Source organism: Salipiger sp. ABN3_019, assembly GCF_056158605.1.
The window spans coordinates 2623716-2637793 of the sequence record NZ_JBSWTP010000009.1; the positions used below are offsets into that span (position 1 = coordinate 2623716).

Sequence of the window (14078 nt, forward strand, 5' to 3'; positions counted from 1 at the left end):
TTGTGGAACAATGAAAGGCGCAGGCCGCGCCCAGCATGCGCACGCCCGGAATGCACGAAGGGCGGCGCCGCATGGCACCGCCCTTGTTTGCTGTTGGCAGAGGTGAGGCGCGCCTCAGACCGCTTCGAGCGCGGCCTTCACGTCGTCGGGCGCGCCGATGTTGCGCAGCGTGGCCGGGCGGTGAATGCGCTTCACCATGCCCGAGAGCGCCTTGCCCGCGCCAATCTCCCAGAACTCATCCGCGCCCTGCGCGACCATATACTCGACCGACTTGCGCCAGCGCACCGAGCCGGTGACCTGCTCGACCAGCAGCGCGCGGATGCGGGCGGGATCGGTCACCGCCTCGGCGATCACATTGGCCACAAGCGGCACCTTGGGCGCGGTAATGTCGACCTGCTCCAGCGCCTCGGCCATCACCTCGGCGGCGGGGGCCATCAGTGCGCAGTGGAAGGGGGCGCTCACCGGCAGCAGCAGCGCGCGCTTGGCGCCCTTCTCCTTGGCGATCTCCACGGCGCGTTCGACCGCTGCCTTGTCGCCCGAGATCACCACCTGCGACGGGTCGTTGTCATTGGCCGCGGCGCAGACCTCGCCCTGCGCCGCCTCTTCGGCGACGGCGCGGGCGGTCGCCAGATCGAGGCCCAGCAGCGCCGCCATGGCGCCCTGACCCACCGGCACTGCCTGCTGCATGGCCTTGCCACGGGTGCGCAGCAGTTTCGCCGCATCGCCAACGCTCAGCGCGCCCGCGGCGGTCAGCGCCGAATATTCGCCCAGCGAGTGACCTGCGACGAAGCTGGCCGCTCCGATCTCGATGCCCTCGGCCTCGAGCGCGCGCATCGCTGCCAGCGAGGTCGCCATCAGCGCGGGCTGAGCGTTTTCGGTGAGGGTGAGCGTTTCGATGTCGCCGTCCCAGATCAGCGACGAGAGGCTCTCGCCCAGCGCTGCGTCCACCTCGTCGAACACGGCTTTCGCCGCCGGATAGGCCTCGGCCAGCGCCTTGCCCATGCCGATGGTCTGCGCCCCCTGACCGGGGAAGATGAAGGCTCGCGTCATGATCGTCTCTCCTAAGGCTCGCGCGGTCGGGTTTTGGCGCGCTTTGGCGCGCAGTCCTAGCGCCAAGCGCCGCGTCGCGCAACGCCCCCGCTGAGCGCCCCCGCCAAGCGTCCCCACAGGCTTCTTCTCTTCAAAAATACGCCGGGGGAGCCGCGCGCTTGCGCGGCGGGGGCAGCGCCCCCGGAAGTGGCGCCACCCGAAAACTCCCGCACAGCACCTTGGTAAGAGGCGGCGTTCCGGCGTAAGAGGGTCGCAGCGGCCTGCCCCCGCGCCGCGCAACAGGAGAAAGACGCCGCAATGACCCTGCTTCGACGCACCGTTCTCGCCACCGCCGCCGCATTGGCGCTGGTCCCGGCCGCCGCGCTCGCCCAGGACAGCACGGATGCCCCGATCAAGATCGGCGACATCAACCACTACAAGCGCCTTGCAGCCTTCGCCGAGCCCTACCGCAAGGGCATCGAACTGGCGGTCAGCGAAATCAATGCGGACGGCGGCGTGCTGGGCCGCCATCTGGAGTTCGTCTTCCGCGACGATCAGGGCGATCCCGCCGAGGCGGTGCGCATCGCCGAAGAACTGATGACCCGCGATGGCACGGTGATGCTCACCGGTACGATCCTCAGCAATGTCGGGCTGGCGCTCAGCTCCTACGCCGCCGAGAAACAGCATGTCTATCTCGCCTCCGAGCCGCTGGCCGATACGCTGGTCTGGGGCTCGGGCAATCCCTACACCTTCCGGTTGCGCACCTCGACATGGGTGCAGGCGGCGATGCTGGCCGAGCAGGCGGCAACCACCGACGCCATCCGCTATGCCACCATCGCGCCGAATTACGCCTATGGCACCGAGGCGGTCGAGGCCTTCAAGGCAAACCTCAAGCGGCTCAAGCCCGAGGTGGAGTTCGTCGCCGAGCAATGGCCCGCGCTGTTCAAGATCGACGCCGGCGCCGAGGTACAGGCGCTGGAGCGCGCCAAGCCCGACGCGATCTACAACGTCACCTTCGGCACCGATCTGGCCAAATTCGTCCGTCAGGGCACCGACCGCGGCCTCTTCGACGGGCGCGACGTCTACGGGCTGCTGACCGGTGAGCCGGAGTATTTCGAGCCGCTCGGCGAGGAGGCTCCCGAGGGCTGGTTCGTCACCGGCTACCCTTGGTACGATTTTGCCGCCGACACGCCCGGCGGTGCGTTCGTCGAGGCTTATGAAGAGATGTTCGGCGAAACTCCGAAAAACGGCAGCAACGTCGGCTATCTGACCGCGCTCTCGGTCGCCGCCGCCATCGAACGCGCCGGCAGCACCGAGACCGAGGCGATCCGCGACGCCTTCGAGGGGCTCGACATTCCCGACACGCCGGTCGGGCCGCTGCACTACCGCGCGCTCGACAACCAATCGACCTTGGGCGCCTTCACCGGCACCACGGCGCTGAACGATGCAGGCGAAGGCGTGATGGTGGACTGGTCCTACAAGGACCCAACACCCTACATGCCTTCGGACGAAGACATTCGCAAAATGCGCCCCGCCGACTGAGGCGCTTCGGGGGAGGCTGCGCTGCCTCCCCCTTTCATCTTTCCGCAAACACTCCGGGGTGAATTGGCCGCAAGGCCAAGAGGGGCAGCGCCCCGCCCCCTTCCCCGATCCGAGCCTTCCCCACCATGGCCTTCTTCCTCGCCCAGTTCCTGACCGGCCTCGCCAATGCCGCGGCGCTGTTTCTCGTCGCCTCGGGGCTGTCGCTGATCTTTGGCGTCACGCGGATCGTGAATTTCGCGCATGGGTCGTTCTACATGCTCGGCGCCTTCATCGGCGTGACCCTGATGGAGGTGCTGCCGGGCGCGGTCGGCTTCTGGGGTGCGATCGTGCTGACCGGGCTCGCGGTGGGGCTGATCGGCGCGCTGGTCGAGGTGATCGTGCTGCGCCGCATCTACCGCGCGCCCGAGCTCTTTCAGCTCGTGGCCACATTTGGGGTGATCCTCGTCATTCAGGATCTGGCGCTGATGATCTGGGGGGCCGAAGACCGGCTCGGCCCGCGCGCGCCGGGTCTGCGCGGGGTCTGGCGCATCTTCGGCGAGCCGGTGCCCAAGTATGACATCGTTCTGATCGCGCTCACGCCGGTCATCCTGCTGGCGCTGTGGTATCTGATCACCCGCACCCGGCTGGGCATCCTCGTGCGCGCCGCAACGCAGGACCGCGAGATGGTCGGCGCTCTTGGGGTCAATCAGGCGTGGCTCTTCACCGGGGTCTTTGCGCTCGGCTCGGCGCTGGCGGGCTGGGGCGGCGCGCTGCAACTGCCCAAGGGCGGGGCCGATCTGCTGATGGATTTCAACATCATCGGCGCGGTCTTCGTGGTGGTGGTGATCGGCGGCATGGGCAGCCTTCCGGGGGCCTTCATCGCCTCGGTGCTGATCTCGGTGCTGGGGGTCTTTGGAGTGACCTACCTGCCGCAATCGACGCTGGTGCTGATGTTCGTGGTCATGGCGGTGGTGCTGATCATCCGCCCCTATGGTCTGCTGGGCCGCGAGGAGGTGGCGGGCGAGCACGGGCAGGTCGGCGCGCCCGAGACGCCCATCCGCCCCTATGGCCCTGTCGGCATCGCGCTCACCGCCCTACTGCTCGCAGCCCTCGCCGCGCTGCCGCTGTTTGCCGACCAGTTCCTGATGGTGCTGGTGATCGACATCGTGGTTTTCGCGCTCTTCGCCGCCAGCCTGCATTTCATCCTCGGCTCTGGCGGGCTGGTGAGCTTCGGGCATGCGGCCTTCTTCGGCGGCGGGGCCTATGCCGCGGCGCTGCTCGTGTTCCACACAGAGACCCCGATGGAGTTCGCTTTTCTCTTCGCGCCGCTGGCCGCCGGGCTGCTGGCTCTGGGGATCGGCTGGTTCTGCATCCGCCTTTCGGGGGTCTATTTCGCCATGCTGACACTCGCCTTCAGCCAGCTCGTCTGGTCGCTGGCCTTCCAGTGGCGCAGTGTCACGCGCGGCGACGACGGGCTGATCAACATCTGGCCCGCAGACTGGCTGAACGGCACGCTGCCCTATTACTACTTTACGCTGGCCTTCGGCGTGGGCGGCATCCTCACCCTGCGCCATATCGTCCATGCGCCCTTTGGCTACGCGCTGCGCGCCGGACGCGACAGCGCGCGTCAGGCCGAGGCCATGGGGATCAACGTCAAGCGGGTACAGCTGGTGGCCTTCGCGCTGGCCGGTATGATGGCGGGGCTTGCGGGCGGGATCTTTGTCTTCTCCAAAGGGTCGGTCTTTCCCACCGAGCTTGAGATCGCCAAGAGCTTCGATGCGCTGATCGTGGTCTTCCTCGGCGGGGTGAAGACGCTCGCGGGCGGCGTGGTGGGGGCCAGCTTCATGACCACGGTCGAGCACTGGCTCACCCGGCTTGAATACTGGCGGCTGCTGCTGGGGCTGGTGATCATCGCCGTGGTCATCCTGATGCCCGAAGGCATCGTCGGCACCCTGCGCAGGCTGGCAGGCCGTCTGCGCCACAGCGACGAGGAGCAGAGCCGATGACCGAGATCCTCCGCGCCGAGCACCTGCGCAAAAGCTACGACGGCTTCCTCGCGGTCGAAGACGTCTCCTTTTCCGTGCGGCAGGGCGAGCTGAAAGCGCTGATCGGCCCCAATGGCGCGGGCAAATCCACCTGCTTCAACATGCTCTCCGGGCAGCTAAGGCCCACCGCGGGCGAGGTCTATCTCGGCGGCGCGCGGATCACCGGGCAGCGCCCGCGCGATATCTGGCGGAAAGGCGTGGGGCGGACGTTCCAGATCACCGGCACCTACCGGTCTATGAGCGTCATCGAGAACGTGCAGATGGCGCTGATCAGCCACCATCGGCGCATCTTCTCTTTCGGCGCGCGGGCGTGGAAGCTCTATCGCGACGAGGCGCTGGAATTTCTGCGCACGGTCTCGCTGGAAGATCAGGCCGACCGCCCCTGCTCGGTGCTGGCCTATGGCGATCTCAAGCGGCTGGAACTGGCCATTGCGCTCTGCCACCGCCCGCGCCTTCTGCTTATGGACGAGCCGACGGCGGGCATGGCCCCCTCGGCGCGGATCGAGCTGATGCAGTTGGTCGCCGACATTGTGCGCAACGAAGGGCTGTCGGTGCTGTTCACCGAGCACGACATGGATGTGGTCTTTGCCCATGCCCATCACATCATGGTGCTGAACCGGGGCCAGCTGATCGCCGACGGCAGCGCCGAAGAGGTGCGCCGCGATCCCAAGGTGCAAGAGGTCTATCTGGGCGGCGGCACGCTTTTCAAGGAGGCGCAGGATGCTTGAGATCAAAGGCATCCACAGCTTCTACGGCAAGGCGCATATCCTCAGCGATCTGAGCTTTGAGGTGCAGCGCGGCGAGGTGGTGGCGCTTCTGGGGCGCAACGGGGCGGGCAAATCCACCACGATGAAATCGGTGATGCAACTGCTGCGCCCGCGACAAGGCTCGGTGCGCTTCGAGGGGCGCGAGCTGGTGGGCCTGCCCGCCTATCGGGTGGCCAAGGCCGGGCTTGGCTATGTGCCCGAGGACAGGCGTGTGTTCACCGATCTGACAGTGCTGGAGAACCTAGAGGTCGGTCGCCAGCCCCGGCGCGAGGGCGCGCCGCATTGGACCGTCGAGCAGCTGTTCGAGCTTTTCCCCAACCTCGCCGAGCGCCGCAACAACCGCGGCAAGCAGATGTCGGGCGGCGAGCAGCAGATGCTGAGCATCGCCCGCACCCTGATGGGAAACCCGGCGCTGCTGCTGCTCGACGAGCCCTCCGAGGGCATCGCCCCGGTGATTGTCGAGCAGATGGCACGCAGCATCGCGGCGTTGAAATCGCAGGGGCTGACGGTTCTCATCTCCGAGCAGAACCTGCATTTCGCCCGCGCCGTGGCTGACCGGGCGATCATCCTCGAATCCGGGCAGAAGAAGTTCGACGGCAGCTTCGAAACGCTCGAAAAACAGCCAGAAATCCGCGACGCCTATCTTTCGGTCTAGGCATTGACGCCAAATAGCGCCAATCGCGATTGCCGCTGCCGCCTCCGCGCGTTAGGTCTGGAAGAACCGGAGGACTTTGCGCTTGGCCGATATCTCCAAAACCGCCTGCAGCACGGCGCAGGAATATCACCTCGACGAGCAGGTGGGCTATCTGCTGCGGCGTGCCTACCAGCGCAACTGCACGATCTTCTCGGACAAGATCGACGGCGCGCTGACCCCGATGCAGTTTTCGGTGATGCACCGGCTGGCCGAAATGGGGCCGATGTCGCAGAACTTTCTGGGCCGGTCCGTCGCCATGGACGGCGCGACAACAAAAGGCGTGGTTGACCGGCTGAGCACGCGCGGCCTCTTGCACACCGAGCGCGATCCCAAGGACAAGCGTCGGCAGTTGGTGTCGCTGACCGATGCCGGACAGGCCATGGTGAACAACACCGTCGCGGGCGTGCTTGCCGTCACCGCCGAAACCCTGTCGCCGCTGCGGGCGCGCGAGCGTGAGACGTTGATCCGCCTGCTGCAGAAAATCGTCTGACGCCCGCGCGGCGCGTCAGGCCGTGCCGCCGCTGACCCTTCGCACCAGACGCATCACCAGCACGTAGAACCCCGGCACGAGGAAGATGCCGATCACCGTTGAGGCAAGCATGCCGCCGATCACCCCGGTGCCGATGGCGTTCTGCGCCGCCGCCCCGGCCCCGCTGGCGGTGGCCAGTGGCACCACCCCGAGGATGAAGGTCAGCGCGGTCATCAGGATCGGCCGCAGGCGCAGCTGCGCCGCCTCTTGCGCCGCCTGCGCGATGCTGCGGCCCTGCGCGCGCAGGTCTTCGGCGAACTCGACGATGAGGATGGCGTTGCGCGCCGCGAGGCCGATCGTCGTCAGGATGCCGACCTTGAAGTAGACGTCGTTCGACTGGCCAAAGAGATAGGCCGCCAGCAGCGCGCCCAACAGCCCCACCGGCACCGACAGCATCACCGAGAAGGGGATCGCCCAACTCTCGTAGAGCGCCGCCAGCGCAAGGAAGACCACCAGCCCCGAGATCGCGTAGAGCAGCGGCGCCTGCGCGCCCGACTGCTGCTCCTGATACGACAGGCCGGTCCATGCCAGCGCGTAGCCGCCGTCCATGTCGCTCACCAGGTCCTGCATCACCTCCATCGCGGTGCCGGAACTGACGCCCGCCGCGGGCGAGCCGGACACTTCGATGGCCGAGGTCGCCGAATAGCGCTGCAGACGCGGCGCCACCGGCTCCCACTTGGTGGTCATGAAGGCCGAGAACGGCACCATCTCACCATCCGAGTTCTTGGCGTACCAATCCATGATGTTGTCCGGCTGCATGCGGTGCTCGGCATCCGCCTGCACGATCACCGGCCGCAGTTCCGAGCCCATGATGAAATCATTCACCTCATCGCCCGAGAAGATCACCGAGAGCATCGAGTTGATCTCGGACAGCGTAAGGCCAAAGCTCTCGGCCTTCTCGCGGTCGATCTGGATGCGCAGCGCGCTTTCGTCCTCGGTGCCCGAGACGCGCACGTTGGCAATCTCTGGCCGCGCGGCGGCCTCTGCCTCCAGCGCGTCTGCGGCATCTTGAAGGGATTCGATCCCGTTGCCGGCCTGATCGACGAGGTAGAAGGAAAAGCCCCCGGTGTTGCCGAGCCCGCGAATTGCCGGCGGCTGCATCACCATGATCTGCCCGGCGCGGCTCGAGGCGAAAGCGACAGTGGCACGTGCCGCCACGGCGCTGGCCGAAAGCTCGGGATTGTCCTCGCGCTCTTCGAAGTCGCGCAGTTTGACGAAGACCATCGCCTGATTTTGCCCGGTGCCGCTGAAGCCAAAGCCGAGCGAGGCAAAGGTGCTTTCCACCGCCTCGCTTTCCTGATTGAGCAGATAGTCCTCGACCTGTTCCAGCGTCGCCAGCGTCTGCTGGGTGGTGGCGCCTTCGGTGAGATTGATCATCGTCATCAGCACACCCTGATCCTCGGTCGGGATGAACGAGGAGGTGAGCCGCTCATTGACCAGCCACGCGCCGCCCAGCGATCCCGCCAGCACCAGCAGCACCAACGCGGGCATCTTCAGCGACCAACCGACGGCGCGGCCATAACCCTCGGTCACCTTGGCAAGGCCGGTGTTGAACCAGCGCGCCGGGGGAAATTTCGCCGGGCCATGCGCGGGCTTCAGCAGCCGCGCCGACATCGGCGGCGAGAGGATGATCGCCATCACCAGCGACAGCGCCATCGCCGCCACCATGGTGATCGAGAACTGCCGGTAGATCACCCCGGTCGAACCGCCGAAGAAGGCCATGGGCAGGAACACCGCAGCAAGCACCACGTTGATCCCCACAAGGGCGCTGGTGATCTGGCTCATCGAGCGTTTCGTCGCCTCATGGGCCGAGAGCTTTTCTTCCTCCATCAGACGCTCGACGTTCTCGACGACCACGATGGCGTCATCCACCAGCAGGCCGATGGCGAGCACCATGGCGAACATAGTCAGCGTGTTGATCGTATAGCCCGTCGCCATCAGCACGCCGAACGTGCCCAGCAGCACCACCGGAACGGCGATCAGCGGCACCAGCGTGGCGCGCCAGCTTTGCAAGAAGATCATCAGCACCGCGAGCACCAGCACGATCGCCTCGAAAAGCGTGTGGTAGACCTGCTCGATCGACAGCTCGACAAACGGCGAGGTGTCATAGGCGGTGCGGAATTCGACGCCCTCTGGCAGCGCGCTGCTCAGCGTGTCGAGCTGTGCGCGCACCCGTGCGGCGGTGTCCACAGCATTGGCCCCGGTCTCGAGATTCACCCCGAAGCCCGAAGAGTTCAGCCCGTTGAACCGCGAGTCGCCGCCGTAGTCCTCCTGCCCGATCTCGACACGGGCCACATCGCCCAGCCGCACCACGCCGCCCTCTTCGGACGAACGCAGCAGGATGGAGTTGAACTCTTCCACCGTGGTCAGCTGGCTTTGGGCGGTGATCGTGGCGGTGAACTGCTGGCCGCGGGTGGTGGGCTGATCGCCCAGCGAGCCCACCGAGACCGTAGAGTTCTGCGCCGAGACCGCGCTGGTCACATCCGAGGCGGTGAGCTGGTAGCGCGCCAGCGACAGCGGGTCGAGCCAGATGCGCATGGCATAGCCCGAGCCGAAGCTTTGCACGCCGCCCACCCCTTCGAGCCGCTCGATCGGACCTTCGACATTGGTCGACATGATGTCGCCCAGCTCCAGCGTGCTGTAGGTGCCGGTGGTGTCGACCAGCGCGCCAACCATCAGGATCGACGAGGACGAGCGCGAGACGGTCACGCCTTGGCTCTGTACGGCGGTCGGCAGACGTCCCTCGACCTGACTGACCTTGGACTGCACGTCGTTCTGCGCGTCCACCGGATCGATGCTCTCGTCGAAGATGATTTCGATCGACGCACGCCCCTGCGACGAGCTGGAAGTCATGTAGAGCATGCCGTCGAGGCCGGTCATCGCGTCTTCGATCTCGCGGGTGACCGAGTTCTGCACCGCCTCGGCGGTCGCGCCGGTGTAGGTGGCAGAGATGCGCACCGAGGTGGGCGCGATGTCGGGATATTGGCTGACCGGCAGGGTGACCACGGCGAGCGCGCCGCCCAGCATGGTGAGGATCGCCAGCACCCAGGCAAAGACTGGGCGCGCAATAAAGAAATTACCCATGGATCAGCCCTCGTTCTCCGAGGGGGCGCCGCCGAAGCTTTCGGCCTCGCCATCGCTGCGGGTAACCACGCCAGCCTCCGAGATCGCCACCTCGACCGGGGTGACCGACGCGCCGTCCTGCAGGTTGCGCAGACCGTCGACGATCAGCTGCTCTCCGGCTTCGACACCCTCGCTCACCATCCACGCGTTGTTGTAGCTGCCATCGTAGGTGAGCGTGCGTTTCACCGCCGTGCCATCCTGATAGACAAAGGCGGTCAGCGTGCCGTCAGAGGCGCGCGAGGTGGCGTTCTGCGGCACCAGAACGGCGGGCGTGGTGCCAAAGGTCAGCTTCACGCGCAGGAACTGCCCCGGCAGGATGCCCCGGCGCGGGTTGTCGAAGCGCAGGCGCACCACCGAGGTGCCGGTGGTGGTCGACACGCTGACCGGCGGCGAGACGAAGGTGCCCTGCCCTTCGAACATCGCGCCGTTTTCCAGTTCCAGCTCTGCCTCGATCCGCTCGCCGCGATTGAGCGAGCCCTGATCGAGCCGCGCGCGGGTCTGCTGGATGCGAGTGATCGACTCCTGCACGTCGACATAGATCGGGTCGATCCGCGTCACGGTGGTCAGCTCGTCCGACTGGTTGGCGGTCACCAGATCGCCGACAGACACCTCCGGCAGCACCGCGATGCCGTCAATCGGGCTGGCGATCTCGGTGCGGTCGAGATCGAGCTGGGCCAGTTCCAAAGCCGCCTGCGCCGCGCTGAGCGTCGCCTTGGCCTGCATCACGTCAACCTCGGCCGTGTCCACATCCGCCGCCGTCACCCCGGTGCCGACCAGCTTTTGGTAGCGCGTGAGCGTCGCTTCGGCGCTGCGCTGCGCCGCCTCGGCGCCCGCCACATCCGCCTCTGCCGCCGCCACATCGGCCTGATAGGTGTCGCCATCGATGCGAAAGAGCACGTCGCCCTTTTTCACGTCGCTGCCCGGCTCGTAGAGGATTTCCGAGATCACCCCATCGACGCGCGGACGGATCGCCACTTCTTCGAAAGCGGTAGACCGCCCCGGCAGCGTCACCGAATAGGGAACCTCGGCCGTCTCAAGGGTGACCACCCCGACCTCGCGGGCTGCGCCTTCCTGGGCGTGTAGCGCGGCATTGGGCAGGATCAGCGCAAAGGCAATTGCAAGGGCCCGCGCGGTGCGGGCGGCGGTGCGGCGATGCGCCATCTTCGTCTCCTTCGGTCGGTCGCGCGGGTAGGACGTTCCCGCACGAAGCCTTGTTACGCCGGCAAGATGACTTCCCGTCGCGGCATTTCAAAGTTTTTCCCACCCGAAGCAATGATAACATGAAAACGGCGCCTCCCGCAGACTTGCAGAAGACGCCGTTCGATCCAAAGCGACGGATCTGGCTCAGCCGATGCGGCGTTCGCCAGAGCGGGCCACCAGCCCGCCCTGCGCGCTTGGCGCGCTGCCACGCGGTGCGGCTTTGCGCGCCGAGCCCAGCCAAGCGGTGATCAGCATGATCACGATGCCCAGCGGCGGCAGCCCCCAGCCCATCCATGTGGAGAGCGGGTTGCCTGCCATGTAGACTTGGAACATCAGCGACACCACGGTGCCGGTGCAGAAGACCAGCAGGCCCTGTTGCCCCAGCAGGCGCAGCGGCGCGGCGGCCTTGTGTGCGCAGGCGCGGGTCACCCAAGGCAGGCACGACAGCACATAGGCCAGCGCCAGAATGTTCAGCAGCCGCGGCAGCGCCACGAAGGTCTTGTCATGGGTGGTCAGGTGGAACGGAATGCCCGCCTGATATAGCCGCGCCATCTGGTGGTTGATCACGTCGCCCACTGCCGGCACGAACTTCCACACCAGCGCCAGCACGCAAAAGCCAAGACAGGCCCAGAAGAGCGCGCGTGACTTTGGCACGAAGCGCTCGCCGCGACGCATGCCAAGCCCGGTGAGCGCGCCCAGCACGAACAGCAGTTGCCACGAGATCGGGTTGAAGAACCAGCCGCCGGGATTGGGGAAGTTCGGCAGATTGAGCCGCCACAGCCCCGCCGCCATCCAGACAACCAGCGAGAGGGTCAGCAGCGCCCAAGGCCGCCACAGCCCGATCATCAGCATCAGCGGCGCGAAGAGCAGCAGCACCGAATAGGCTGGCAGGATGTTCACATAGCCCAACTGGTGCGTCAGCGCGGCGATGCCGAAGAGCGCTTCGCCGGTGTTACCAAAGACCTGCCGCAGGTTGATCTGCTCCAGCAGATCGGGCATCGCATAGATCCCTGCCGCCGCAGAGAAAATCGCAATCGCCCAGACCGTCATGAAGATATGCGCGAGGTAAAGCGTCCAGCTGCGCTTCCACATGGGAGCGATACCATTCCATAGCCCATGCTCGGCGCGTGCCTCGGACGTCAGCCGCCCCGAATAGGCCAGCGCGGCGGCAAGGCCCGACATCAGGAAAAAGGCCTCGGCGGCATCGGAATGGGTGAAATTGCGAATGGTCAGATATTCGTAAGGGTTGCCCGGCACATGGTCGATGAAGATCATCACCAGCGCCAGCCCGCGAAAGGCGTCGATGCGCGGATCGCGCGGACGCCGGGCGCCAGTGGCCTTCCCTGCCGGGAAGGACACCAGCTTTGTACCATCAGGCTGCGACATGACGAGGTTCCTTGGCACCGGGTCCGGGTTCCGGCTGCGGCGCTTGCGGCGCATTGGTCCACTGAGCGAGGATCTCGCGGTAAGAGACCACCACCGGCGACGGGTTGCCTTCGTCCGGGGTGACGAACAGCTTGTGGGTCAGCGGACGAGAGGTCCAGGCGATCAGCAGCGGCGCAAAAAGCATCGGCAGACAGACCGGCAGCAGCCAAGGCACCAGATCGCGCGACAGCCAGAAGGTCACCCCCAGCGCCACGGCGCCGGTCACAGTGATCCACGCCCCCGCACGCAGGCCCTGCATGATGGTCAGCTGGCCCTCACCGCGCTGGCTCGACGGCCAGCCACCATCGCGGCCCGACAGCACCTGCAGCACCGCTTTGGTCTGATACATCAGCATCAGCGGCGCGATCAGCGATGTCAGCAGCACCTCGACGATCACCGACCAGAAGGCCCGCATCACACCACCAAATCCGGCGACCCGGTGGGTCAGCGCGCTTTCGGTGAGGATGGCGAACTTGGGCATGATCAGCAGCCCGAAGATGCCGATCATCAGCGCGATCATCTCCTTGGTGCGATCGCTCGGGAAGACCGGGAACAGCAGATGCGGCTCGGGGAAATAATCCGGCGGCGGCGCGGTCACGGCGGCGATCACCGAGGCCACGAGGAAGCCGAACCAGAGCAGCGACACCAGATAGGAGAAGATGCCGAGAATGAAGACAAAACGGCTCCACGGCGCAAGGCCGGGTGCCATCACCAGCCGGATGTGCTGGAGGTTGCCCTGACACCAGCGGCGGTCACGCTTGGCAAAGGAGAGCAGGTTCTCGGGGCCCTCTTCGAAAGACCCGTCGATGCTGGCATCCACTTCGACCTTCCAGCCACCACGGGCGAGCAGCGCCGCCTCGACGTAGTCATGGCTGAGGATATGGCCACCAAAGGGGGCCTTGCCCTGCAGTTCCGGCAGGCCGCAGCTTTCCGCAAAAGCGCGCACGCGCACGATGGCATTGTGACCCCAGAACGGGCCAGTGGCGCCCTGCATCCGCGCAAGACCGCGGGTGAACACCGGGCCATGGAAAGCGGCGGCGAATTGCATGGCGCGGCCAAAGAAGCTGCGCCCGCCCACGACGCGCGGCAGCGTCTGCAGCAGACCCATCTGCGGGTCGGCCTGCATCCGCGCGATCATCTGACGGATGGCGCTGCCTTCCATCAGGCTGTCGGCGTCGAGGATCACGGCAAACTCATAGGCCCCGCCGGAGCGGCGGAAGAAATCCTCGATATTGCCCGCCTTGCGCCCGCGATTGTCCTCGCGGCGGCGGTAGAAGATACGCCCCTGCCCGCCCGTGGTGTCGAGCAGCTTCACGAAAGCCTTGCGCTCTGCCGCGGCCGCCGCGTCGTCGCGCGTGTCCGACAGGATCGCCACATCGGCCTCGACGCCCGCATCCCGGATCGAGCGATCCATGGCTGCGATGCGCGCGAAGGTGGCCACCGGGTCCTCGTTACAGATCGGCACCAGCACGGCTGTGCGCGGCTGCGGCAGTTGCAACTCCACGGGTGCGCGGCGACGCATGGGGGCCAGTCCCGACAACGCCAACGCGGCCCCCCATGCGAGCCATGCGGTGGTTACGAGGATCAGTCCGGCGCGCACAAAGTCCCACACAGCAACGCCATCCTGCAGCGCCACTTCGAGAAGCAGCGCCGTGGCGGTGCCAGCGGCAGCCAGCGCGAAAAGAGCCGCCAGAAAGCGGGTGGCGACCGTCTTGCGGTCGGGCGAGGGCAGAACGGGCATTGGC

The 14078-nt window shown here is 66.3% G+C and carries 10 protein-coding genes; 5 read left to right on the plus strand and 5 right to left on the minus strand.

Annotation, left to right across the window (positions count from 1 at the left end; translation table 11 throughout):
- Window positions 1–114: 114 nt before the first annotated feature.
- On the minus strand, window positions 115–1050 hold the full coding sequence (fabD, locus tag ACXAD2_RS20865; protein WP_475174144.1) for an ACP S-malonyltransferase: 936 nt from the start codon (window positions 1048–1050) through the stop codon (window positions 115–117).
- Window positions 1051–1347: 297 nt separating this feature from the next.
- Between fabD and ACXAD2_RS20870 the strand changes: the two genes are divergently transcribed.
- The 5 genes from ACXAD2_RS20870 (at window position 1348) to ACXAD2_RS20890 (ending at window position 6546) form a co-directional block, all read left to right on the plus strand.
- The gene (locus tag ACXAD2_RS20870; RefSeq protein WP_475174146.1) at window positions 1348–2571 is read left to right on the plus strand and encodes an ABC transporter substrate-binding protein; all 1224 of its coding nucleotides are present in this window, start codon (window positions 1348–1350) and stop codon (window positions 2569–2571) included.
- Between the two features lie 125 nt (window positions 2572–2696).
- Entirely contained in the window at window positions 2697–4556 is a 1860-nt protein-coding gene (locus ACXAD2_RS20875; protein ID WP_475174151.1) for an ABC transporter permease, read from the plus strand.
- Window positions 4553–5323: an ABC transporter ATP-binding protein gene (locus ACXAD2_RS20880; RefSeq protein ID WP_475174156.1), complete on the plus strand. Its 771-nt coding sequence runs from the start codon at window positions 4553–4555 to the stop codon at window positions 5321–5323. The genes ACXAD2_RS20875 and ACXAD2_RS20880 overlap by 4 nt, the downstream gene beginning before the upstream one ends.
- Complete coding sequence (locus ACXAD2_RS20885) at window positions 5316–6017, plus strand: ABC transporter ATP-binding protein (protein ID WP_475174159.1); 702 nt, start codon at window positions 5316–5318, stop codon at window positions 6015–6017. The genes ACXAD2_RS20880 and ACXAD2_RS20885 overlap by 8 nt, the downstream gene beginning before the upstream one ends.
- Window positions 6018–6099: 82 nt before the next feature.
- Complete coding sequence (locus ACXAD2_RS20890) at window positions 6100–6546, plus strand: MarR family winged helix-turn-helix transcriptional regulator (protein ID WP_475174162.1); 447 nt, start codon at window positions 6100–6102, stop codon at window positions 6544–6546.
- 15 nt (window positions 6547–6561) lie between these two features.
- On the opposite strand, the gene ACXAD2_RS20895 is transcribed toward ACXAD2_RS20890, so the two are convergent.
- From ACXAD2_RS20895 to mdoH, 4 genes are all read right to left on the minus strand, one after another.
- The gene (locus ACXAD2_RS20895; RefSeq protein WP_475174164.1) at window positions 6562–9669 is read right to left on the minus strand and encodes a multidrug efflux RND transporter permease subunit; all 3108 of its coding nucleotides are present in this window, start codon (window positions 9667–9669) and stop codon (window positions 6562–6564) included.
- A 3-nt stretch (window positions 9670–9672) separates the two neighbouring features.
- Complete coding sequence (locus ACXAD2_RS20900; RefSeq protein WP_475174166.1) at window positions 9673–10869, minus strand: efflux RND transporter periplasmic adaptor subunit; 1197 nt, start codon at window positions 10867–10869, stop codon at window positions 9673–9675.
- 183 nt (window positions 10870–11052) lie between these two features.
- Window positions 11053–12294, minus strand: a complete 1242-nt coding sequence (locus ACXAD2_RS20905) for an OpgC family protein (protein ID WP_475174169.1) — start codon at window positions 12292–12294, stop codon at window positions 11053–11055.
- The gene (mdoH, locus tag ACXAD2_RS20910) at window positions 12281–14074 is read right to left on the minus strand and encodes a glucans biosynthesis glucosyltransferase MdoH (protein WP_475174170.1); all 1794 of its coding nucleotides are present in this window, start codon (window positions 14072–14074) and stop codon (window positions 12281–12283) included. The genes ACXAD2_RS20905 and mdoH overlap by 14 nt, the downstream gene beginning before the upstream one ends.
- Between the last annotated feature and the right edge of the window lie 4 nt (window positions 14075–14078).